Here is a 22,691-nt window from a genome sequence, read left to right as displayed (position 1 = left end):
CTTTGCCGCCGGCTTCCTTCAGATTCCACCTCACGATGGACACCCTTGCCTTAGGCTAATGGTTGGTTGCTACATACCCCCATAACGGACTTTCACCGTCTAGTTAATCGCCATGCGTGGCGCACTAAAAGAGAAAAGGTACAACCTAAAGATTGTACCATTTTTCCTTTCATTTTATCATTTCTTTGTGATATCTTCAATTTCTTTCATCAATTCCTCAAAAAGCTCTTCTTCTTTTACTTTTCTTACAATTTCACCATTTCTAAAGATCAGGCCTTCACCATGTCCTCCTGCTACACCAACATCAGCTTCTCTTGCTTCACCTGGGCCATTAACTGCACATCCCATTACTGCTACTTTTAAGGGCTGGCCAATTTTCTGGATCGCATCTTCTACTTTATTAGCTAAACTGATTAAATCGATTTGCACTCTACCACAGGTTGGACAAGAAATGATTTCTGGTTCATTTGTTCTAATCTCCAAACTCTTCAACATTTCTTTAGCTACCTTGATTTCTTCTGTCGGTTCTCCTGTTAAAGAGACGCGAATAGTGTCACCAATTCCACTTGAAAGAACAGAGCCAATACCCACTGCTGATTTAATACTTCCGGAAAAAATAGTTCCTGCTTCAGTTACACCAACATGTAAGGGATAATTTCTTTTTTCTGCCATGAGATGATAAGCTTTAATCATCATCGGAACGTTAGATGCTTTTAAAGAAATGACCATGTCATAAAAGTCTAATTGTTCTAAGATTTTTACATGCTTTAAGGCTGATTCAACCAATCCCTCTGCAGTTGGATGACCATATTTATTTAATATCTCTTTTTCAATCGAGCCAGAATTTACACCAATTCGAATAGGTACATTTCTTGCTCGACAAGCTTCTACTACCTTCTGAACTTTTTCAATTGAACCAATGTTTCCTGGATTGATACGTATTTTATCAATACCACTTTCTAAGGCAATTAATGCCAACTTATAATCAAAATGGATATCCGCAACTAATGGAAGTGATGAACGCTTTTTGATTTGTTCAATCGCTTTAGCAGCATCCTCATTGATTACAGCAAGCCGAACAATTTGACAACCTACTTCTGCTAGTCTTTCTATTTCAGATACTGTGGCATCAATATCTCTCGTATCTGTTGTTGCCATCGATTGGATGACTACATCACTTTGACCACCTATTTGTACATTTCCCACATAAACCGGTCTTGTCTTCTCACGCCTATACAATGTTAGCACCACCTAAAGAACAAAATTTAAAATATTTTAGATACATCATTCACGGTAACAATGATCATTAAAAGCATCAATAAAGCAAATCCAACAAGGTGTACCATACTCTCTTTTTGGGGATCAATCGGCTTACCACGTACACCCTCAATGGTAAGAAATAATAAACGACTTCCATCTAAAGCAGGTATCGGTAATAAATTGAATATTCCAAGATATAGGCTTAACATCCCTGCCCAGTTAATCAATGTAGCCATACCTTGTTTCGCAGCATCACTTGTAATTTTCATAATTCCTACAGGTCCAGCTAAATCATTCATACCAACATTACCCGAGAAAAGTAATCTAAAGCTATCCAAAATAAGTGCTGTCATTTTAGCCGTATTTGTTACTGCGGAAGATGCTGCCTTGGGAATTGTTGCTTCCTCACGAAGGTGTCCAACCTCTACCCCAATTAACCCTTTTCCCGACTTCTCCTCTGGTATGACTGTAATCTCCTTTGTTGTCCCATTTCTTTCAATTTTTAAAATGAGTTCTTTTCCAGGGGATTTTTGAATCTTTTCTATTAGTTCCGTATCTTTCTTAATAGGCGTATTATCGACCGACAAGACAATATCCCCTTGCTGAATCCCTGCCTTATCTGCAGGTGATCCAGGGTTTACTTTTCCAAAACTAACTTGCTCAGAGGGTACTCCAACCATCATCGCAACAACAAAGAATAACACAATCGTTAAAATAATATTAAATACAGGTCCAGCTAAAATGGTTGCAAAACGATCTAAGATCGATTTAGAACCAAATTGTCGATCCCATGGTGCAATTTGCACACTTTGTTTTTCATAATGCATAACTGTTTCTCTTGAAAGAGAATAATTGACCAAATGTTCATCTTGGTCATATCCCTTAATGGTTAATTCACGTTCAAGATCTGCACTCTTGACTCTTATTATAATTCCTTTACTAAAATCTTTTTCATCAAAATAAATATCTGTCACTTTTCCTTTAGAATCAAGCTTAAGGGCTAAAGTTTGACCATCTTTTATCTCTACAACCTCTGGGTCCTCTCCTGCCATTCGAACATAAGCACCAAAAGGAAGAATCCTAAGGGAGTATTGGGTCTCTCTTTTTTTAAAAGAAAATAGTTTGGGTCCAAGTCCTAATGAAAATTCCCTGACGAAGATTCCTGCTTTTTTAGCAAAAAGGAAATGCCCTAATTCATGAAAAAACATTAGTGCTGCGAAAACAAGAACAATCTCAAAAATTAAAACAATATTCAATCTGATCACCAACCTTTACTTTTGATAAGTGTAGACGTTGCTACCCTTGCCCAACGATCAGCTTCCATGATCTCTTCAATTGAAGGATGCTTTACCTTTTGATGCTGTCCTAAAATAGCATCAATTATACTTTCTATTTCCATAAACGGAACTTTACCTTGTAAAAAAGCGCCCACTACTACTTCGTTAGCAGCGTTTAGTACTGTAGGCATCGTTCCTCCTTCTTTTCCTGTTTGGTATGCCATTTTCAGACTAGGGAACCTCTCTAAATCCGGTTTAAAGAAGTGCAATGCCCCAATCTGAGTTAAATCAAGCGCATCAATATTTAGATTTAAACGATCCGGATAAGAGATCGCATATTGAATAGGAACCTTCATATCAGGAGTTCCTAATTGAGCAATAATTGCTCTATCAATATATTCTACCATAGAATGTATGATGCTTTCAGGGTGAATCATGACATCAATTTTTTCGTAAGGCATTTGAAATAACCAATGTGCCTCTATAACCTCTAATCCTTTATTCATCATTGTTGCTGAGTCAATCGTTATTTTTGCTCCCATTGTCCAGTTTGGATGTTTTAAAGCATCTGCAATCGTAACGTTTTTCAAATCTTCTCTAGATTTATTTCTAAAAGGGCCTCCAGATGCTGTTAAGATAATTCGATTAACTTGAGTATTTTTTTCACCATTTAGGCTTTGGTAAATAGCAGAATGTTCACTATCTATAGGAATAATCGGAACGTCATATTGTTTCGCTAGTTCCATGACTAAATGTCCACCAGATACAAGGGTTTCTTTGTTTGCTAAACCAATCTGTTTATTTGCTTCAATTGCCTTTATTGTTGGTTTTAAGCCAATACTTCCTACTAATGCAGTTATCACAAAATCAACATCATCCTGAGTGGCAACTTCAATAAGCCCTTCCTCCCCATAAACGATTTTTACATCGCTTCGTACTTCAGTTCGAAGTTTTTCTGCTAAATCTTTTGAACGAACAGAAACGATTTTTGGAGAAAAGGTTGCAATCTGTTTTTTTAAGACTGTTAAATTCGATCCTGCTGATAAACCAATAACACGAAACTTGTCTTGATGAGCCTGAACGACTTCTAACGCTTGTGTACCAATAGAGCCGGTTGATCCTAGTATTGCTAAGTATTTCATCACTTTACCCCCATGATCTAAAGTATATGTAATAAGTGCAAAATGGGAAAGACAAAGATTAAACTATCAAATCGATCTAGAACTCCACCATGTCCAGGTAAAAGTGATCCAGAATCTTTTACTCCTTTTGACCTTTTTAATGCGGATTCGATTAAATCCCCAAATTGTCCAGTTATTGCAATAAGAATGCCTGCCCAAATCATTAGCATAAAATGCTCTGTAATTTGAAACATTGCATTTAAAAGTAAACTTACAATAATTGCAAAGACAATGCCTCCAATAGATCCTTCAATGGTTTTCTTGGGACTAATTTCAGGCCATAGTTTAGTTTTGCCTAAATATTTTCCAGTAAAATAAGCCCCTGAATCAGAAGCAAAAGTAGCTAAAAAAACAAGAAGACTAAATTGGAATCCATGTTCCATCAATCTTGTTTCTAACATATAGGAAAAACCAAAGCCAATATACATTGCACCAAACAAGTGATAAGAAACCTGATCAAAATTGATTTCATTTTTCTTTATCACAATTAAAGCAAGATACAAAAACAAAGAAACAAGTAAAAGTGACATTAATTGTTGTCGATCTATACCAGCTAAAAGCGAATTTTGAGTTAGGATGATAAATAGAACGGTATTGAGTCCGATAAGTCCTTGCCATGAAAATACTGGTGTTTGATTCATTCTTAAAAGTTCATAATACCCTATCAATGCTAATAATATTACTAAAATTGTATAGGGAAGCTCCCCCAACCATACTAAATAGATAAAACCAATTCCACCGATTAATCCTGTCAAAATCCTTTGTTTCATTAAGCCCACCCTTTATAGTGATCCAAATCGCCTCGATCTTTGTTGATATTCATAGATAGCTTGTAATAAGCTTTGTTTATTAAATTCAGGCCAAAATTCATCAGTATACCATAATTCAGTATAGGCTATCTGCCAAAGTAAAAAATTACTAATTCGAAGTTCGCCGCTTGTTCTGATAAGTAGATCAGGATCTGGATATGATTTCGTTAATAGATATTGATTCATTAATTTCTCATCAATTTCATCTTTAGAAATATTGCCTGCTAAAACATCATCAACAATATTTCTTATCGCATAGATAATCTCATAACGACTACCGTAGTTTAAAGCAAAATTTAAAATAAGTCCAGTATTTTGCTTTGTCTTCTCTACTGCTTCATGTACAGCATTTAAAGTATGTTCAGGGAGTTGTTGATCAAATCCCATCATTTTGACCTGAACATTTTGTTCGATTAATTCGTCAAGCTCTTTTCTTAAAAACTCCTGAGGTAAATCCATTAAAAATTTCACTTCATCTTGCGGCCTTTTCCAGTTTTCGGTTGAAAAAGCATAAAGGGTTAAAATTTTGATCCCAACTTCATTTGCAACTCGAGCCACTTCTCTAATCGTTTTCATTCCTTCACGATGTCCAGCAATTCTTGGTAAACCTTTTTGTTTCGCCCATCTTCCATTGCCGTCCATTATAATAGCAACGTGTTTAGGAATATTTAAAGGGTCAAGGTCTTTTATATTAAGTTTATTTTTGTCTAAACCATTTTCTTTTTTCTTTGCAAACAAACCCTTTAACATCATTCGTCCTCCACTCCAAAACAATTAAACAGATCCACAAATTTAAACATATAGAAAAAGTTACTATGTTCTTTACGATTGAAAAAATGCCCTCCCTTATGAAAGGGAGGGAGGGTCTTTAAACTTCCATAATTTCTTTTTCTTTTGTATTTACAACAGTGTCTACATCACCAATAAACTTATCTGTTAGTTTTTGAATCTCTTCTTGTGTACGATGGGATTGATCCTCGGAAATCTCCCCATTCTTCTCCTTCTTTTTTAATTCTTCATTTGCATCGCGACGAATATTGCGAATAGCAACTTTGCTTTCTTCCCCCATCTTCTTAACTACTTTTACCAATTCTTTTCTTCTTTCTTCGGTAAGAGGTGGGATATTGATTCTAATCACTGAACCGTCGTTTGTTGGGGTGATTCCTAATTCAGATTTCAAAATCGCCTTTTCAATTTCACCCATTATGCTCTTATCCCAAGGTTGGATAACAAGTGTACGGGCATCAGGTGTTGTAATATTCGCCATTTGATTTAAAGGCGTAAGAGCTCCATAATATTCAACTTGTACTTTGTCCAATAGAGAAACATTAGCTCGACCAGCTCTTACACTTGCCAATTCTTTTTTTAACGTACTAATCGCCTTTTCCATTCTTTCTTGTGCATTCTTTTTAATTGTTTGAGGCATCCTCATTCCCCCCAATAATCGTTCCAATTTTTTCACCTAATACTACCTTTTTAATATTTCCCTCTTCTGAAATATTAAAAACAATAAGTGGTAAATGATTGTCCATACATAATGAAGAGGCAGTTGAATCCATTACTCCTAAACCTTTTCTCAAAAGATCCAAATAGGTTAAGGATTCATACTTCGTAGCGTTTTTATCTTTTTGCGGATCAGATGAATAAACACCATCCACTTTATTTTTAGCCATCAATATAACATCGGCTTCGATTTCTGCCGCTCTTAAAGCAGCGGTTGTATCCGTGGAAAAATAAGGGTTGCCTGTTCCACCAGCAAAAATAACTACTCGATTTTTCTCTAAATGTCTTATTGCTTTTCGTCTAATATAGGGTTCTGCAACCTGTCTCATTTCGATAGAAGTTTGTACCCTTGTAGGGACCAAGATGTTCTCCAAAGCGTCTTGTAGTGCTAAAGAATTCATGACCGTTGCCAACATTCCCATATAATCTGCGGTTGCACGATCCATACCCTGTGCACTTCCAGAAATACCCCGCCAAATGTTGCCACCACCAACCACAATCGCAACCTGAACACCAAGTGAAACAACATCTTTTATTTGATTTGCAATAGAAAAAATAAATTTCGGGTCGATTCCATAACCTAATTGACCTGCTAAAGCCTCTCCGCTCAACTTAAGAACAATTCTCTTATATTGTGGACGTTCCATTAATTTGAACCCCCGTTCATTATTCTACATCAATAATCATATTCCTGCTCTAATAAAGTGTTAATCAAGAAAACCTAATAATTTAAAAAAATAGGAACACAAAGGTGTTCCCTATTTTAAAGCAAATTACATCTTTGCTTGTGCCATAACTTCCTCAACAAAATTGTCTACTTTCTTTTCTAGACCTTCACCAAGTTCGTATCTCATAAAACGACGAATATTAATATTCTCACCAATTTTTGCGATTTGTTCTTTTACTAAACTCTCAATGGTTTTGTCAGGATCTTTAACAAAAGGTTGTTCTAATAGGCAGTTTTCTTTATAAAATTTATCAATACGACCTTCTACCATTTTCTCAACAATTTTTTCAGGTTTTCCTTCATTTAATGCTTGAGCTTTAAGTATTTCGCGTTCTTTTTCAATATCCTCTTGAGGAACCTCTTCACGCTTTAAATATCTAGGATTTGTGGCAGCAATATGCATCGCTATATCGCGAACAAAACTTCTGAATTCGTCCGTTTTGGCAACAAAGTCAGTTTCACAATTAACTTCAACCAAAACACCGATTCTTCCTCCACCATGTATATAAGATTCTACAATTCCTTCAGCAGCAATACGTCCAGCTTTTTTTGCAGCAGATGCGATACCTTTTTCACGTAAAATCTCTACTGCTCTTTCCATATCACCATTTGCTTCATTTAATGCCTTTTTACAATCCATCATTCCTGCTCCAGTTTTTTCACGAAGCTCTTTTACCATCGATGCTGTAATTTCCATTCTTATCCTCCTTGATCTAATAAATAATACTATGCATTATGTACTATTTTAAAAGGGTGGTAAAGGGTATAACACCCTTAGGCCACCCTTCATATGATTAAGCGATTGTTTGTTCACCTTGTCTGCCTTCTAAAATAGCTTCTGCCATTTTTTCAGTTAATAATTTCACTGCACGAATTGCATCATCATTACCTGGAATGACATAATCTACTTCATCAGGATCACAGTTTGTATCGACAATTGCTACAACTGGAATCCCTAATTTGTGTGCCTCAGCAACAGCAATACGCTCCTTACGAGGATCAATAACGAACAATGCACCAGGAAGTTCTTTCATTCCTTTAATACCGCCTAAGAATTTTTCTAGACGTTCTTTTTCTTTTTTAAGAATGATTACTTCTTTTTTAGGAAGGACATCAAAAGTCCCGTCAGCTTCCATTGTTTCTAATTGACTTAAACGGTCAATACGTTTTTGAATTGTTGCAAAGTTAGTTAAAGTACCACCTAACCAACGTTGATTGATATAAAAGCTGTCAGAGCGTTCTGCTTCTTCTTTTACAGAATCTTGAGCTTGTTTTTTTGTTCCGACAAAAAGAATGCTCTTACCAGAAGCTGCAACTTCTTTAATAAAGTTATAAGCTTCTTCTACTTTCTTAACTGTTTTTTGTAAATCAATAATATAAATACCATTTCTTTCTGTGAAGATATAGCGTTCCATTTTTGGGTTCCAACGGCGTGTTTGGTGACCAAAATGAACCCCTGCCTCCAATAATTGTTTCATGGAAATAACTGCCATATCTCAACACCTCCTTTGGTTTTTTTCCTCCGCTTACTTCATTTTTAATTACAACTAATCATATAGCACCCGTAATTAAATTGGTAAGCGTGTGTTTTTAACACCGAGATTTAATATACCATAATTAGCAATAGGATGCAACTTATTTACTTTTTCCATTCTTCCACTTTTTTATGGGTTATGAGTGAAATCAAATCATCTAAAGTCATATCTGAATGATAAGTATAATTCCCGATTTGAATATTTTTCATTAGTCCATATTGGCTTAATATGTTTAAAAACTGCTGTTTATCTTTAATTATATTTGACGAAACTAATAGATCAGCAACTTTATAAGATGTCATACCCTTTTGGATCACAAATTGAACCTTTTCTGGTGTCTTAGAATCTGTTTCTTTGTTTTCTTCTTTTAAAGCTTCAATTTCTTCAGGTTTGTAAATAACATACCCTTTTTCAGTGATAAGTTGTTTAAGTTCCTCGATTGAAATATTTTTGATTAACTCGGCTGGGGTTGGAGTTGGGGTTTCAGAAGGAGGTTTAACAAACCAAAATAAAAATATACTGCTTAAGATAAAACCAATTCCCATGCCTTTTAAAAAGTTTTTGTTACTAAACATACTTTAGTCCTTTCTTAGCAAGTTCTAATATCAACTCGATTTCCCCATGCCCCATTTTCATTTTTTTTGCGATCGCATCAATTGAGGCTCCTGATTGATAGAGTTCAAAGATTTGCGCATATCTTGGGTTTACATGATTCGTTCCTTTATCTCGTTCTATTTTATCTAAACGTTCTTCCACATTTTTCATTTTCCTGTTTAATTCTGCATAATATTCTTGTTGTGACTTTTTTATTTGCTTAAATAACTCTTGATTTTCAAAGTCCAATTGAATCGTAAATTCATCAAATACTTTTTCAATTTTTTCATCAATAATTGAATCCTGATTCGGCTTGAAAAAAGAAATAATTAAAAAAACAATACCAATAAAAAGCAGAATGAATTGTAACCAAATGATGTTCATTTATATCACCTTTACTGGATAAGTTATAGTTTAATATCTATCATTCTTCCTTTGTTAGGGTCATTATTTCTTGGTGTTCTTGTTGAATTATTTTCATTTAATTGAGATTTATTTGTTTTGTCAATTTTTTTACGTTTTTCTTTGTCTAACTGTTTTGTCTCTGTAAGAAATAAGCTTTGCTCAACGATTGCTTTTTGCTGCATGTTTTGTTGATACTTGCTTATTTCCTGCATTTTAGGGAAAGTCAAATGAAGTTCAAGTGACCTTAGGCTCATAGTATTTCACCCCTTACAATATTACAAAGATTTATAACAGTTTAGCAATAATTTCTCCCTCTTCTAGCACAAATTTTATATGCTTATATTCCTGGTTAATAAACTTGTTTGTTTTACCAATCACTAACTTCACTCCTGGATAAATCACCTTAAATACTTCTATGGTTGCTCGTTCAATACGATTAAATTGGCTTTCTATTTCTTTTTCTCGCTCCATGATTTCTTTTATCTTTCTCTCCATAGATATCTGTTGATTGATTAACTCCACCTGTAGCTGTTTCTTTTCTGGTGGTAATGTATTAGTAGTTCTCTGCATTTTTTCTAGTAAATGAAGTGCTTTTTTTATTTTATCTAAAGAATGAAAGATTTCTCGTTTTTCAGTCTGAAGATGATTTAATTCACTTCTTAATTCAGGATTCATCCCTACTTCTAGTATTGTTGAAGTCGCTAATTGATTGCCAATTGTGATAGCTGAAATTTTCTCACCTGCTTGTATCTTACCTCCGACAATTAAACCTTTTGTTCCAGAACAAGTGACTTGCTTTCCAGCACTAACATTACTATGCATAATACTTTGCGAAACATAAACATGCTCATAAGCATGAATGTCCCCTTCAAGAATAAAAGAAGCTATTACGTCTTTTTTCGATTTAATCAAAGATTTATTATGGCCGATTACTCCCTGTTGAATAATAATATCTCCACCAGCAATTAGTTTTGATCCCTCTACATTTCCATAAATTCGAATATCTCCTGTTGCCCAAATTTTAAAACCATCCGGTACGTTCCCTCGAATTACGACAGTACCGACAAAATCAATATTCCCAACACTAAAATCTACGTCTCCATTCACTTCATAGATAGGGAAAACATTAATTTTGTCCTGATCTGTAACAACGACTTGACCATCAATTGCAGCATAAAATTTATCCTTTGTTTGATTCATTACCACATTTTTCCCCGGTTTTAAATAGACATCTTTTCCTTTTTTTGCAGGAATAAGATCTCCTGATACTGTTCTTCCTGCCTCTCCTTCAGTAAAAGGAATCTTTTGAGCGATCAATTCACCTTTTTTAACATTAAGAATTCTCTTAACTGAATAATAATCTACTCTCCCATCACTTAACTCCTTTGGTCCAGTATTTTCTTGAATATAAAATTCACCCCATTCTATACGAGCATCTTTTCCATCAAGCGGAGCCAAACCATGAGCGATGTTAACAGTTTTTCCTATATATGTTAATGGATGAGCACATATTAATGAAAGTTGTTGCTCATCCAAACCATAGATAACCTTATGTTTTTCTAAATATTCTTTCATTAACTCACTGGGAATAGGGCTATTGATTCTATCATCGTAAACAAAAGTTAAAGTTGCCAACATACCTGAATTCAAAATAGTGACTTCAATGATCGTTGACAATTTCTCCATTTCAAGTTGATTGTCCATCATATAGCCCCCCAAAAAAATAATTAAGATTAGAAAATGTTTTTCTTTTGCCTACTTAAAGATCCTCTTAGTCGATAGATTGCCTTTGTATGTAACTGTGATATTCTTGAGGTTGATAATTCTAAAATCTCTGATATCTCCGTTAAATTTAATTCCTCATAATAATATAATGAAACCACTAATTTTTCTTTTTCTGGCAAACGATCTATTGCTTTTGACAAAATATCCTTGAGATTTTGCTGATTAATTTTTTCCTCGATAACCTGCCTTGAATCTGAAAGCATAGATAAACGGGTATTTTCCCCTTCCTCATCAATCGGTTCATCTAAAGATATATAACTTAGAAAAGCGGTTTCTTTAATGCTTTGATAAAACTCATCTAGTTCCATTCCTAGATATTGTGTTACTTCTAGATCAGAAACAGATCTTAAAAATTTTTGTTCCAATTCTTGGTAAGCTCGTTCAATTTTTTTTGCCTTTTCACGAATAGAACGTGGGATCCAATCGTTTTCACGTATTCCATCCAATATTGCTCCACGAATACGAAGACTAGCATAAGTTTCAAATTGTAAGCCTCTATGAGGGTCAAATTTTGTTAAAGCATCAAGTAAACCAATCACACCATGACTTTTTAATTCATCAAAAGTAACTTGATTTGATAATGATTTTTTCATTTTATTTACAATTTGCTCTACTAACCTCATATAATGCTCTACCAATTCTTCATAGGCTTTTGGATCATCATTATCTCGCCATGATTGCCAAAGTTGATTTATTTTTTGTTGTTCTAGGCTTTTCATATGATGACACCAACTTTCTATTCATCTTGAGACAAGTTTCGAATCCCATTTACATATTTCTCTATTTCATCTTCATTTTCTATTTTTGGAAAATGAAGAGGTTGAAATAAATCTTCATCGTTTATTGAGGCTTTTACATCAATATGCTGTTTTTGTTGTGGTATCAATAAAAATCCAATAATGATACCCACTGCTGTAAACACGATAAAAGCAAAAAGTCCTCGAATCAAAGAAGTATAAAACAAGTTCACTTTCCAATTTAGAATAAAAACTAACAAGAAAGCAAAACAACCAAGAACAACTCCAAACAACAATTCTTTAACAACTTTCATATCTCATTTACACCTTGATTAGCTGTTTTAATATAAAGTATGCCTGTTAAAATATCCAATTCTATTGTTCTACCAAAATTCCCACCCGTATCTTCTGCAATGATAGGAATACCTAATTCTTTTAGAGATTCTTTTGAGGCCTCCACATTTCTTGGGCCAATTCTCATCATATCATTTTGAGATTGAAACTGAAACATTTGTGCGCCACCAGCTAATTTAGCAACCATTAAACTTTTCTTTGCACCCAATTGAACCATTTTTTCAACTAATAATGGCACCGCAGTATCTGCATACTTAGCTTTATTAAGTTGACCTATTTTAACCATTTCTGAAGATGGAAGCATTATATGGGCTAAACCACCTATATGGTTAATCTTGTCAACAATCGCAATTCCCACACAAGAACCCAATCCAGTTGTTCTAAGTCGATCTGGGTGAATTGCGATGTTCAAGTCTGCCATGCCTACTTTGATTACACTCATTCCCATGGTACTCCTAAAGCTGAAAATAGAGGCTGAAATGATTCTGGGTCAGGAATCAAAAAGAAGTGGCCTTCTACTAAATTATTGCCATCAAGAAATGTGGTATCAATTACAATCGCAACATCACTGTATTGACTAATTTGAATTAAACCAAAACTTAGAATCGCACCTACCATATCAATTGCAATAGATGGAACAGTAGGATTCATTTTAAGGTTTGTAAAATCTGCTAGTGATGAAAGGTAGGAACCTGTTAATATATTCCCTAATTCGTTTAAAGCTGAATATTCCAAATCTGTAAATTCCTCGTGCTTTACATCATCACTGTTTAACATATATTTTAATAATTGCTTTGCAGATTCTTTCGTCATCATAAAAAACATATTTCCAGGAACATCGCCTTCTACTCTTAAAAAAATTCCAACCATGACTTGATCTTCTCCCCCTAAAAACTCTTCGATCTCGGAAAAGGGGAGAATTTTCACCTTAGGGACATTCATTTCAATCGTTTTCTCAATCATAGTGGAAAGGGCAGTCGCAGCGTGTCCTGCTCCTATATTTCCTACTTCTTTTAACAGGTCAAGTTGTAAATCTTTTAATTGATTTAATTTGTTCATCACTATGCACCGAATTTTTCCAATTCTTTCATTTCATCCACATTTAGCACTTTATCTAAATTAAGCAAAATAAGTAGGCGATTAGCTAATTTAGCAACACCACGAAGATAAATAGCCTCGACAGCACCAACCACTTTTGGAGGTGGTTCAATCGCTTGAACAGGGATGTCAATTACATCATTTGCTGCATCTACTATTAATCCTACTTCCATCTCTTCTACATTTACAATTATGATACGGGTAGATTCATTATAATCTTTTTGTTCAATACTAAAACGTCTTCTTAGGTCAATGATCGGAATAACAACTCCTCGAAGGTTAATAACCCCTTTTACAAAAGGAGGAGTGTTTGGAACACGGGTGATATGTTCCATCCGTTCAATAGATTTTACTTGTTGAACATCTACTCCATACTCCTCACTTCCTAAACGAAAGACAATAAATTTAATTTCACTACTGTTTTGTTCTACTGTATTGCTCATATGAATCCCTCCTATTTTATTAACGAATTTGTATCGATAATTAAAGCAACCTGACCATCGCCAAGAATTGTTGCACCAGAAATAGCAAATACATGTGGTAAATAGGAACCTAAAGATTTAAGTACGATTTCTTGTTGACCAATAAAGGAATCAACGATTAAGCCAGCCATTTTTTCTCCTTTACGCACAATTACGACAGAAATATCCTCTTCTTCAATATCCCCATCAGGTACTTCAAATACTTTCTTTAGCGAAACAAGTGGCACAATATGCCCTCGAAAATCAATCACTTGTTGTTTATGGGCATACATGATTTCTTCCGGTCTATAGATGGCTGTTTCAATAATTGAACTTAAAGGTATTGCATATTTTTCATTTTGTATTCTAACTAACATAGCCGAAATAATAGAAAGTGTTAAAGGTAACTGAATAGTAAACGTTGTTCCTTTACCTAATTCTGATTCAATAGAAACAAAACCACCTAAGGCTTCAATCTTTGATTTTACAACATCAAGACCAACACCACGCCCAGAAATGTCTGAAATCTTGTCAGCAGTACTTAATCCTGAAGCAAATAAAAGGTTATAAATTTGATTGTTTGTCAAATTCCTTGCCTCTTCTTGACTGATTAGCTGACGTTCTATTGCCTTTTTAAGAACTTTTTCTTTATCAATTCCACTACCATCATCACTTATCTCGATAAATACATAATTCCCACTATGATATGCTTTAAGAGAAATTTCTCCTGTTTCAGGTTTATGATTCTTAATTCTTTTCTCAACCGATTCTAGTCCGTGGTCTATCGCATTTCTTAACAAATGAACAAGTGGGTCTCCTATTTCGTCAATGACGGTTCGATCTAGTTCAGTTTCAGCTCCAATAATCGTTAAATTTACTTTTTTATTAAGTTCTTTAGCTAAATCTCTAATCATTCTTGGAAAACGATTAAATACCTGTTCAATTGGAACCATTCGTAGATTCAAAATAATATTTTGTAAATTACTACTAATTCGACTCATGTGTTCAACCGTATCTGTTAATTCAGAATTCCTTATTTCAGCAGATAGTTGCTCCAACCGACCTCTATCGATGACCAATTCACTAAACAAGTTCATCAATTCATCTAACCGTTCAATATCGACACGGATCATTTTACCTGTTGGACCTTTATGATGTTGCTGTATATTTTGATTATTTTGCTGAGCTTGCGAATTAGTCTCTACTTTTTTATCATGTTCATTTAATAGAGTACTAGAAATTGTTGTAATTTGAACGTCAACAATTTCAGAGATATGTAAAATTTCTTTTTTAATATCTTCTTGCTGGTTTTTTGATATTAGAATGACTGAAAATTCATGATCAAAATCCTCATTTTCAATTTCTTCTACTGAAGGAATAGCTTTTAAAATCTCACCAAATTGTTCTAATGCTCGAAAAACCATATATGCTCTAGCAGACTTAAGCATACTTCCTTGATCAAGGAAAATTTTTAAATGATAAACTAGAAAACCTGATTCTAAGGATTGGTGTAAAACTGTTTTTTCATATTCATCAAATGTTATCTGATTCCTATCCTCACTCTTAATTTCCACGTCTGTAGCTACATTAGGCAATGTTGAATTACCTGAGACGATCCCTTGTAGTTCATTGATTACGGTAGAACTATCTAAGTTACCATCTCCACCATCACTGATTGAAAGAATCATTTGTTCTAACAAATCAACACAATGAAAAATCGTATCCATTAAACGCGGGTCAACCTGTTTTTTATGGTTTCTAACTTGATCTAATACGTTTTCCATCTCATGAGTTAATGTAGCCATACTTTCATAACCCATCGTTGCAGCCATTCCTTTCAACGTATGGGCAGATCTAAAAATTTCATTAACCAAATCGAGATTTTGTCGATCTTTTTCTAGTAATAATAATTTCTCATTTAATGATTGTAAATGTTCTTTAGATTCCTCTAAAAATATCTCTACATATTGATTTAAATCCATGACTGCCACCTCCTCTGTTTTTGAACAGATTCTAAAATTTTATTTGTAATATGATGCAATGGAATAACCATATCAATTAATCCTTTTTGGATTGCTGACTTTGGCATTCCATAAACCACACAGGTTGTCTCATCCTCGCCAATGGTAATCACTTGCTCCCCTTGTTTTGCTATCGTTAAACCTTTTGTTCCATCGCTTCCCATTCCCGTCATAATAACAAAGATTTTCTTTGTACGTATTGTGGCCAACGATTGAAATAAAACATCTACGGATGGGCGATGTCCTGATACTGGATCATTCTGATTAAGTTCAATTTTAAACTGTTTTTGAAGTTGCCGAACAGTCATATGATAATTTCCGGGTGCAATATATGCTGTCCCAGCCTTAATTATTTGCTGATCTTCTGCCTCAAGCACTTCAATCTCAGATAGTGAATTTAAACGTGTGGCTAGAGATTTTGTAAAACCCGCAGGCATATGTTGTACAATTAAAATTCCATAGGGGAAGTTTTTTGGGATCTTTGTGATTACCTCTTGTAAAGCCTTTGGTCCACCAGTTGAAGTTCCAATAGCAATGATTCCCTCTATATGACCAGTTTCAATCTCGAGACAATTTACCGTTTTTGTTTCTTCCTTTGTTTCTTCTCTATCATTATAATTCAAGTGTTTATGCCATTTTTCCTTTTGACGATGAGCAATTATTATTTTATCTATCAATTCATCTTTAACCTTTTTTATATCAAACGAAATAGCCCCAGAAGGTTTTGCAACAAAATCGAATGCCCCTTTTTGTAATGCTTGAACTGTAATATCTGTACCCTGTTTGGTTAAACTACTAAGCATAATAATTGGGACAGGCTTCTTTTTCATGATTTGCTCTAGTGCTTCTAACCCATTCATTTGAGGCATCTCGACATCCATCGTGATCACATCTGGATTCAGTCTAAGATGTTTTTCTACAGCTTCAATTCCATTTTTGGCTGTATCTATTACTTCTATGATCCCACTTTCTACTAAAAAATCAGAAATGAGCTTCCTCATAAAAAATGAATCATCTACAACTAAAACTCGAATAGGTTTCATACTATCACCTCTATCTATGAAACCAGTATGTCATTCTTTCTAAAAAGGTACGAACACCTTTTGAGTGAACATATTCATGATTACTTAAATAATTTTGTACCAAATTATTAATACTTCTGGAAGCTCTACTATTTGGATAAGATAAATAAAATGGTTCTTGTTTTTTTACGGCTTTTGGTACGATTTCATCATCATATATAAACCCAAGTAAGCCAATATCGCAGTTCAAAAATCGTTTTGCTACTGCTTTGATTCGATTTGCCGTATTATGTCCCTCTTGTTCGTTGGTAACGCGATTTATTACTAAAGAAATCTTTATTTCTTTCTTTTTAGAAAAAATCATTTTAATCATCGCATAAGCATCAGTTATTGAAGTTGGTTCCGGTGATGTAACTAAGAAAATCTCATCTGAAGAGAACATAAATTTTAAAGATTCTGGGGTAACCCCTGCTCCTGTATCAATTAGTAAGGTATCTACATAACCATTAAGCAAGAGAAACTGTTCAAATAGATAAGGAAAATATTTTTTGTTCATATCAAAAAGTCCTTCTAAATCAGACCCACCAGCAATAAATTCTAATTCGTTAGGCCCTTTTTCTAGGATGTCCCAGATTTGCAAATGTTGGTATAGCATATCCTGCAAAGTATATTTTGGTGCAATTCCCATGAGAATATCGATATTTGCTAAGCCAATATCTGCATCCAAGATAACTGTTTTATGTTGCTTTTCCAACAACGCTAAGGCAAAATTTAGGGTAAAATTAGACTTTCCAACTCCTCCCTTACCGCTTGTGATTGTAATCACCCTTGTTAGACGTTCCATTTTATTAGGAGTTGATTGTAATTTTTTCCTCAAATCTGCTGCTTGATCATAAATCATAATTAAACCCCCAATATAGCCTTAGCCAGTTTCTCTACATTAAATACTTCAATGTCATCAGGTACATTTTGACCATTTGTAATATAAGAAATTTTATATGGAAAGGAAAAGATAATGTTTAAAATTGCACCATATGTCAAGGTTTCGTCATATTTGGTAAATAATAGCTTATCGATCTTTACTTTATTAAACTGTCCCAAAATAGATACCATATCTTCATATTTGTGAGTAAGACTTAGGACTAAGAATGTTTCGCTTGCGTCAGTTTTGGCTAAAATTCGATTCAATTCAGAAATATACATTTCATTGTGGTAGTTACGCCCTGCTGTATCCATAAAAATTAAGTCATAATCTTTTAGCTTATCTATTGCCCTTTGAGTTTCTTGTGGAGAAAAAACGACTTCTAAAGGACTATTGAGAATTTCTGCATAAGTTTTTAGTTGATCAACCGCTGCAATTCGGTATGTATCTGCTGTAATGAAGGCAATACGTTTTTTATATTTTAAGACTTGTTCTGCAGCTAATTTAGCGATTGTCGTTGTTTTCCCTACGCCTGTCGGACCTACAAAATGAAGAATTTTTGTTTTATCTTGTATTTCACGATGTTTCGCATTCATCCGATTGATAAGGTTCTGTTTAACTTCTTCGATAATCTTTCCTTTGTTTTCTTGCTGATCTATCCTTTTGATTGTATCTTCTAAAAGTTCAACTGCAACCTCTTCTTTTACCCCTTGTTCAATAAGACGTTTATATATTTCCTTCATTTCATTCTGATAAACAGTTTTAAAATGGATAGTTTCATTCTCGTTGACCATCATTTTAACCATAAAAGACTTTAAATCTTTTACTTCCTGTAATAAAACATTGGTATTGGAAGGTTTAAGAGGTTTATCTATTCTTGTTGTTTCAGCTAACATTGGTGTTTTTTGATCTACTGCTGCAATCACCTCCGTTTTTTCTTTTCCAAACAAACCCAAAAATCCACCAATTCTTATCTTCTTTGTATGCAAAATGATTGCATCTTTTCCTAATTCCATTTTGATTTGTTCCATCGCTTGAGGTAATGAATCAACCACATATCGTTTTACCTTCATTATATATTCACCACTCCTACACTTTGAACTTCAACATAGGGTTCCAATTCATTATAAGAAAGAATAGGTAGTTCAGGCATCATTCGTTCAACAAATTGTCTGACATACATTCGTGTCATTGGAGAGGTTAGAATAATTGGTTGCTGTCCTATTTGCACTAATTGACTTACTTGTTCATTTAGTTTTTTATAAAGAAGCTGGGAAGTATTCGGATCAATTGCTAAATAACTACCCTGATCAGTATGTTGCACACTTTCTGCAATTTTTTTCTCCAAGCCCGGACCGATTGTAATCACTTTAAGTGGTTGGTTTGGTTCAGTATATTGTAACGTGATTTGTCTAGAAAGTGATTGCCTTACATATTCAGTTAGAATCCCTGGATCTTTAGAATAAGTTGCATAATCTGCTAAGGTCTCAAAAATCGTAACCAAGTTACGAATTGAAATCTTTTCTTTTAACAAATTGGCTAATACTTTCTGTATTTCCCCAACTGTTAGCAAATTAGGTACCAATTCATCTACTAATGCAGGCTGTGATTCCTTTACATGGTCTATCAACGTTTTAACTTCCTGCCTTCCTAATAATTCTGCTGAATGCTTCTTTATCACTTCGGTTAAGTGTGTTGCAACGACAGAAGGAGCGTCTACGACAGTATAGCCTGCCATTTCCGCTTGTTCTCTCATTTCATCATTTATCCATAACGCCGGTAAACCAAAAGCTGGTTCTACAGTTTGAATTCCTGTGATTGAATCATCCTCGATTCCCGCATTCATGGCGAGATAATGATCTAATAAAATATCCCCTTCTGCTACTTTATTTCCTTTTATTTTAATCACATATTGGTTTGGCTTTAACTGGATATTATCTCTAATTCTTACAACAGGCACCATCAATCCTAATTCAAGAGCAATTTGTCTTCTAATCATAATTACTCGATCAAGCAAATCTCCCCCTTGATTGGCATCGGCTAATGGAATAAGACCATAACCAAATTCAAATTCAATAGGATCGATTTGTAATAATTGAACGATATTTTCAGGGCTTCGAACCTGCTCAATTTCTTTTTCTTCTTCTAATTGTTCTGTCATAGACAATTCCTGAATCTGTGCCTTTTGCATTTTGTAACCACCAAAAGCTAAAACTCCAGCAATCGGAAAGGTAATGGGTCCAATAGGTGTAAGGCCAAGAATTGCTATAGTAGCTGCAACTACATATAGTAATTTAGGATAAGCAAAGATCTGACTAGTGATATCTTCACTTAAATTCCCATCCGAAGCAGCTCGAGTTACAATAATACCTGTTGCTGTTGAAATAAGTAATGCTGGGATTTGGCTAACTAACCCATCACCGACAGATAATAAGGTAAACCTTTCTGCAGATTCCCTAATACTTAGATTAAAATAAACCATCCCAATAATTAATCCACCAATCACATTGATGATTAGGATGATGATTCCAACTATGGCATCACCTTTAACAAATTTGCTGGCACCATCCATCGCTCCATAAAAATCTGCTTCTCTTTCAATATTTCTTCTTCTTTCCCTTGCTTGCTGTTCTGTAATTAAACCAGCATTTAAATCCGCATCAATACTCATTTGCTTTCCAGGCATCGCGTCTAATGTGAAACGAGCAGCAACCTCTGCAACACGTTCTGAACCCTTGGTAATAACCACAAATTGAATAATCACTAAGATGATAAATACGATAAAACCGATCACAGGGTCTGCCCCAACAACAAATTGACCAAATGCTTCAATAACTTGGCCTGCATCACCATTTTTTAAAATCGACCTTGTTGTTGATACATTTAAAGATAGGCGAAATAAGGTAGTAATCAATAATAAAGATGGGAAAATCGAAAATTGTAATGGTTCCCTCGTAAACATAGCAACGAGAACAATTGTTAATGCAAGGGATAAATTGATAATCAATAAAAAACTTAAAAGCCAAGTAGGTAAGGGGAGAACCATCATCAAGACAATTAGAACAACTCCAATAGGAACAATCAATTGTTTCCATTGCTTCACCTCATTTCACCTCCAATTTATTCTCAAGATTTTATTTTCCCTTTTATTCGATAGACATAGGCTAGAATCTCTGCCACTGCATGAAACAATTCAGATGGCACCGCATCATCTATTTCTACTTGAAAATAGAGAGCCCTAGCCAACCATTTATTTTCAACGGTAACGATATCATTTTCCTTCGCTACTTCTTTTATTTTCAATGCAATGAAGTCCATTCCTTTAGCAATCACTTTTGGAGCGTCCATTTCATTAGGTTTATATTGAAGAGCTACAGCAAAATGTGTAGGGTTTGTAATAATCACATCGGCCTCGGGTACAGCTTGCATCATTCTACTCATTGCCATTTGCCTTTGTCTTTCCTTAATTTTTCCTTTTATTAATGGATCTCCCTCAGTTTTCTTATATTCTTCCTTTATTTCCTGTTTTGACATCCTCAGATTTTTTTCATAATCATACTTTTGATAGATATAATCTAACAGTGACAAAATGATTAAAACAGCCGAAGTTTTCAAACCAAGTTCAAGCAATAATTTGCCTACGAAAATCATTACATCTTTTAAATCATATTGATAAAGAATAAGTAAATCTGCTTTTTTATCCATCAATACAGAAAAAGCGATATACCCTACCAAAAAAACTTTTAATATGGATTTTACCAATTCCACTAAAGCGCGCTTAGAAAAGATTCGCTTTGCTCCTTCTAAAGGGTTAAGACGTTCAGGCTTTAACTTTAGTGGCTCAGCTGTATATAAAAAACCTACCTGAATTAAATTACCTGCGATTCCAGCAATAATAGCTAAGCCAAAAACAGGTAAAACTACCCATAACATATCGGTCATTGCTTCTAAAAATAACAAACGAATATTATCTGAAGTTATTTCCCAAATGAGATATTGGTTTAACATCTTTTTAAAAAAAAGGATAATTTGTTGGGTGAAGGCAGAACCAAATAAATAAAACAATAAAAAGATCATTAAAAAAATAATAGCAGAAGATAGTTCGGCCGATTTCGCCACTTGCCCTTTTTGTCTTGATTCTTGCTTTCTCCTAGGTGTAGCCTTTTCTGTTTTTTCTCCCGCAAAGTATTGTAAATTCATTCGTAATTTAGGCATATTATGACCCCATTATATCCATCAATTGTCTCATTGAGGTAAACATTTCTTGAAAAAGGTCTTGGAACAAATAGATAAAACCAGGTACAAGAATAAATAGAATCAGAAAATGTATGATAATTTTTAAAGGTAACCCCACCACAAAGACATTCAATTGGGGTACAGTTCTTGCTACGATCCCTAATGCGACATCACTTAAAAATAAAGTACCCACAATAGGAGCAGCAATTTTTAATGCAATGACAAACATTTGTGTAAAGGTATTTACAACAAAGAACAACAAGGATTCATCATTTAATCGAGTTAACCAAGACCCAGATATAGGTAAAAGCTGGTAACTGGACACTATGCTATCAATTAAAAGATGGTGTCCATTAAGTGTTAAAAATAATAACATAGCAAACATATATTTAAAATTACCCATCAAAGGAGAAGAAAAACCTGTCTGCGGATCAATCACATTTGCAATGGCAAATCCTATTTGCATATCAATGAAAGAACCTGCGATTTGTATGCTCGTAATCAACAATTGAGCAATCCATCCTAATAACAAGCCGAAAAGCGTTTCCTGTAATATTAAAACAAGAAACATACTACCGATAGATAAATTTGGGATTTCATCGCCTATCGTTGGTAGAATCACTAATGATGTAAAAAAACCGAGCCCAATTTTAAACTGAGTGGGTACCCCTCTTGAAGAATAGATAGGTGCTGTTACAAAAAAGGCCGTCATCCTAACAAAAAGTAAAAAAAAGAGATAGACCATCGAAAGATTAAACATATTC

At 34.3% G+C, this 22,691-nt stretch carries 25 protein-coding genes; all 25 read right to left on the bottom strand.

The genetic code is table 11. The features are described 5' to 3' along the window. Window positions 1–177: 177 nt before the first annotated feature. Entirely contained in the window at window positions 178–1,239 is a 1,062-nt protein-coding gene (ispG, locus tag BEN26_RS08405; protein WP_069798683.1) for a flavodoxin-dependent (E)-4-hydroxy-3-methylbut-2-enyl-diphosphate synthase, read from the bottom strand. Between the two features lie 26 nt (window positions 1,240–1,265). Then, window positions 1,266–2,516: an RIP metalloprotease RseP gene (gene rseP / locus BEN26_RS08400; RefSeq protein WP_255421878.1), complete on the bottom strand. Its 1,251-nt coding sequence runs from the start codon at window positions 2,514–2,516 to the stop codon at window positions 1,266–1,268. Window positions 2,517–2,521: 5 nt separating this feature from the next. Continuing rightward, a complete protein-coding gene (locus BEN26_RS08395; protein ID WP_068723904.1) occupies window positions 2,522–3,682 on the bottom strand; it encodes a 1-deoxy-D-xylulose-5-phosphate reductoisomerase in 1,161 nt (386 codons plus the stop codon). Window positions 3,683–3,696: 14 nt separating this feature from the next. Next, the gene (locus tag BEN26_RS08390; protein ID WP_069798684.1) at window positions 3,697–4,488 is read right to left on the bottom strand and encodes a phosphatidate cytidylyltransferase; all 792 of its coding nucleotides are present in this window, start codon (window positions 4,486–4,488) and stop codon (window positions 3,697–3,699) included. Between the two features lie 12 nt (window positions 4,489–4,500). Beyond that, window positions 4,501–5,277: an undecaprenyl pyrophosphate synthase gene (locus tag BEN26_RS08385; RefSeq protein WP_069798686.1), complete on the bottom strand. Its 777-nt coding sequence runs from the start codon at window positions 5,275–5,277 to the stop codon at window positions 4,501–4,503. A gap of 118 nt (window positions 5,278–5,395) precedes the next feature. Further along, the gene (gene frr / locus BEN26_RS08380; RefSeq protein ID WP_069798688.1) at window positions 5,396–5,953 is read right to left on the bottom strand and encodes a ribosome recycling factor; all 558 of its coding nucleotides are present in this window, start codon (window positions 5,951–5,953) and stop codon (window positions 5,396–5,398) included. Then, the gene (gene pyrH, locus BEN26_RS08375) at window positions 5,937–6,677 is read right to left on the bottom strand and encodes a UMP kinase (RefSeq protein ID WP_069798689.1); all 741 of its coding nucleotides are present in this window, start codon (window positions 6,675–6,677) and stop codon (window positions 5,937–5,939) included. Before pyrH ends, frr begins: the two co-directional genes overlap by 17 nt. A 126-nt stretch (window positions 6,678–6,803) precedes the next feature. After that, entirely contained in the window at window positions 6,804–7,454 is a 651-nt protein-coding gene (tsf, locus tag BEN26_RS08370) for a translation elongation factor Ts (RefSeq protein WP_068723898.1), read from the bottom strand. A gap of 97 nt (window positions 7,455–7,551) precedes the next feature. Further along, window positions 7,552–8,250, bottom strand: a complete 699-nt coding sequence (gene rpsB, locus BEN26_RS08365) for a 30S ribosomal protein S2 (RefSeq protein ID WP_068723895.1) — start codon at window positions 8,248–8,250, stop codon at window positions 7,552–7,554. Window positions 8,251–8,396: 146 nt separating this feature from the next. Beyond that, window positions 8,397–8,867 (bottom strand): MltG/YceG/YrrL family protein, encoded by a 471-nt coding sequence (locus BEN26_RS08360; protein WP_069798691.1) that lies wholly within the window; start codon window positions 8,865–8,867, stop codon window positions 8,397–8,399. Then, window positions 8,860–9,270 (bottom strand): DUF2802 domain-containing protein, encoded by a 411-nt coding sequence (locus BEN26_RS08355; protein WP_069798693.1) that lies wholly within the window; start codon window positions 9,268–9,270, stop codon window positions 8,860–8,862. Before BEN26_RS08355 ends, BEN26_RS08360 begins: the two co-directional genes overlap by 8 nt. Before the next feature lie 23 nt (window positions 9,271–9,293). Further along, window positions 9,294–9,545, bottom strand: coding sequence for a hypothetical protein (locus tag BEN26_RS08350; protein WP_068723887.1), 252 nt, complete (start codon window positions 9,543–9,545; stop codon window positions 9,294–9,296). A gap of 31 nt (window positions 9,546–9,576) precedes the next feature. Further along, window positions 9,577–10,995 (bottom strand): flagellar assembly protein A, encoded by a 1,419-nt coding sequence (locus tag BEN26_RS08345; protein ID WP_181482245.1) that lies wholly within the window; start codon window positions 10,993–10,995, stop codon window positions 9,577–9,579. A gap of 29 nt (window positions 10,996–11,024) precedes the next feature. Then, on the bottom strand, window positions 11,025–11,795 hold the full coding sequence (locus BEN26_RS08340; protein ID WP_068723885.1) for a FliA/WhiG family RNA polymerase sigma factor: 771 nt from the start codon (window positions 11,793–11,795) through the stop codon (window positions 11,025–11,027). A 17-nt stretch (window positions 11,796–11,812) separates the two neighbouring features. Then, window positions 11,813–12,127 (bottom strand): hypothetical protein, encoded by a 315-nt coding sequence (locus tag BEN26_RS08335; RefSeq protein WP_069798695.1) that lies wholly within the window; start codon window positions 12,125–12,127, stop codon window positions 11,813–11,815. Further along, window positions 12,124–12,609, bottom strand: a complete 486-nt coding sequence (locus BEN26_RS08330) for a chemotaxis protein CheD (RefSeq protein ID WP_069798697.1) — start codon at window positions 12,607–12,609, stop codon at window positions 12,124–12,126. Before BEN26_RS08330 ends, BEN26_RS08335 begins: the two co-directional genes overlap by 4 nt. Further along, window positions 12,606–13,226 (bottom strand): chemotaxis protein CheC, encoded by a 621-nt coding sequence (locus BEN26_RS08325; protein WP_069798699.1) that lies wholly within the window; start codon window positions 13,224–13,226, stop codon window positions 12,606–12,608. The genes BEN26_RS08330 and BEN26_RS08325 overlap by 4 nt, the downstream gene beginning before the upstream one ends. 2 nt (window positions 13,227–13,228) lie before the next feature. Next, the gene (locus BEN26_RS08320) at window positions 13,229–13,708 is read right to left on the bottom strand and encodes a chemotaxis protein CheW (RefSeq protein ID WP_069798701.1); all 480 of its coding nucleotides are present in this window, start codon (window positions 13,706–13,708) and stop codon (window positions 13,229–13,231) included. A gap of 11 nt (window positions 13,709–13,719) precedes the next feature. After that, window positions 13,720–15,708, bottom strand: coding sequence for a chemotaxis protein CheA (locus BEN26_RS08315; RefSeq protein WP_069798702.1), 1,989 nt, complete (start codon window positions 15,706–15,708; stop codon window positions 13,720–13,722). Continuing rightward, window positions 15,699–16,790: a protein-glutamate methylesterase/protein-glutamine glutaminase gene (locus tag BEN26_RS08310; protein ID WP_069798704.1), complete on the bottom strand. Its 1,092-nt coding sequence runs from the start codon at window positions 16,788–16,790 to the stop codon at window positions 15,699–15,701. The genes BEN26_RS08315 and BEN26_RS08310 overlap by 10 nt, the downstream gene beginning before the upstream one ends. 10 nt (window positions 16,791–16,800) lie before the next feature. After that, window positions 16,801–17,670, bottom strand: a complete 870-nt coding sequence (locus BEN26_RS08305; RefSeq protein WP_255421877.1) for a MinD/ParA family protein — start codon at window positions 17,668–17,670, stop codon at window positions 16,801–16,803. Window positions 17,671–17,672: 2 nt separating this feature from the next. Then, window positions 17,673–18,764: a flagellar biosynthesis GTPase FlhF gene (gene flhF / locus BEN26_RS08300; protein WP_069798706.1), complete on the bottom strand. Its 1,092-nt coding sequence runs from the start codon at window positions 18,762–18,764 to the stop codon at window positions 17,673–17,675. After that, window positions 18,764–20,794: a flagellar biosynthesis protein FlhA gene (gene flhA, locus BEN26_RS08295; protein WP_068723865.1), complete on the bottom strand. Its 2,031-nt coding sequence runs from the start codon at window positions 20,792–20,794 to the stop codon at window positions 18,764–18,766. Before flhA ends, flhF begins: the two co-directional genes overlap by 1 nt. Before the next feature lie 23 nt (window positions 20,795–20,817). Beyond that, a complete protein-coding gene (flhB, locus tag BEN26_RS08290) occupies window positions 20,818–21,906 on the bottom strand; it encodes a flagellar biosynthesis protein FlhB (RefSeq protein WP_069798708.1) in 1,089 nt (362 codons plus the stop codon). A 1-nt stretch (window position 21,907) separates the two neighbouring features. Continuing rightward, window positions 21,908–22,687: a flagellar biosynthetic protein FliR gene (gene fliR, locus BEN26_RS08285; protein ID WP_069798710.1), complete on the bottom strand. Its 780-nt coding sequence runs from the start codon at window positions 22,685–22,687 to the stop codon at window positions 21,908–21,910. Window positions 22,688–22,691: the final 4 nt, after the last annotated feature.

Origin of the sequence: Tepidibacillus sp. HK-1, from assembly GCF_001748485.2 — a bacterium.
Lineage (GTDB): Bacteria > Bacillota > Bacilli > Tepidibacillales > Tepidibacillaceae > Tepidibacillus_B > Tepidibacillus_B infernus.
Note: the sequence above shows the minus strand (reverse complement) of the source record. Positions and strands in the feature narration are given on the sequence as shown.

Coding starts and splice junctions, on each gene's coding strand:
- BEN26_RS08390 (WP_069798684.1), bottom strand. CDS start 4,488: ATGAAACAAAGGATTTTGACAGGATTAATCGGTGGAATTGGTTTTATC.
- BEN26_RS08385 (WP_069798686.1), bottom strand. CDS start 5,277: ATGTTAAAGGGTTTGTTTGCAAAGAAAAAAGAAAATGGTTTAGACAAA.
- frr (WP_069798688.1), bottom strand. CDS start 5,953: ATGCCTCAAACAATTAAAAAGAATGCACAAGAAAGAATGGAAAAGGCG.
- pyrH (WP_069798689.1), bottom strand. CDS start 6,677: ATGGAACGTCCACAATATAAGAGAATTGTTCTTAAGTTGAGCGGAGAG.
- tsf (WP_068723898.1), bottom strand. CDS start 7,454: ATGGAAATTACAGCATCGATGGTAAAAGAGCTTCGTGAAAAAACTGGA.
- rpsB (WP_068723895.1), bottom strand. CDS start 8,250: ATGGCAGTTATTTCCATGAAACAATTATTGGAGGCAGGGGTTCATTTT.
- BEN26_RS08360 (WP_069798691.1), bottom strand. CDS start 8,867: ATGTTTAGTAACAAAAACTTTTTAAAAGGCATGGGAATTGGTTTTATC.
- BEN26_RS08355 (WP_069798693.1), bottom strand. CDS start 9,270: ATGAACATCATTTGGTTACAATTCATTCTGCTTTTTATTGGTATTGTT.
- BEN26_RS08350 (WP_068723887.1), bottom strand. CDS start 9,545: ATGAGCCTAAGGTCACTTGAACTTCATTTGACTTTCCCTAAAATGCAG.
- BEN26_RS08345 (WP_181482245.1), bottom strand. CDS start 10,995: ATGGACAATCAACTTGAAATGGAGAAATTGTCAACGATCATTGAAGTC.
- BEN26_RS08340 (WP_068723885.1), bottom strand. CDS start 11,795: ATGAAAAGCCTAGAACAACAAAAAATAAATCAACTTTGGCAATCATGG.
- BEN26_RS08335 (WP_069798695.1), bottom strand. CDS start 12,127: ATGAAAGTTGTTAAAGAATTGTTGTTTGGAGTTGTTCTTGGTTGTTTT.
- BEN26_RS08330 (WP_069798697.1), bottom strand. CDS start 12,609: ATGAGTGTAATCAAAGTAGGCATGGCAGACTTGAACATCGCAATTCAC.
- BEN26_RS08325 (WP_069798699.1), bottom strand. CDS start 13,226: ATGAACAAATTAAATCAATTAAAAGATTTACAACTTGACCTGTTAAAA.
- BEN26_RS08320 (WP_069798701.1), bottom strand. CDS start 13,708: ATGAGCAATACAGTAGAACAAAACAGTAGTGAAATTAAATTTATTGTC.
- BEN26_RS08315 (WP_069798702.1), bottom strand. CDS start 15,708: ATGGATTTAAATCAATATGTAGAGATATTTTTAGAGGAATCTAAAGAA.
- BEN26_RS08310 (WP_069798704.1), bottom strand. CDS start 16,790: ATGAAACCTATTCGAGTTTTAGTTGTAGATGATTCATTTTTTATGAGG.
- BEN26_RS08305 (WP_255421877.1), bottom strand. CDS start 17,670: ATGATTTATGATCAAGCAGCAGATTTGAGGAAAAAATTACAATCAACT.
- flhF (WP_069798706.1), bottom strand. CDS start 18,764: ATGAAGGTAAAACGATATGTGGTTGATTCATTACCTCAAGCGATGGAA.
- flhB (WP_069798708.1), bottom strand. CDS start 21,906: ATGCCTAAATTACGAATGAATTTACAATACTTTGCGGGAGAAAAAACA.
- fliR (WP_069798710.1), bottom strand. CDS start 22,687: ATGTTTAATCTTTCGATGGTCTATCTCTTTTTTTTACTTTTTGTTAGG.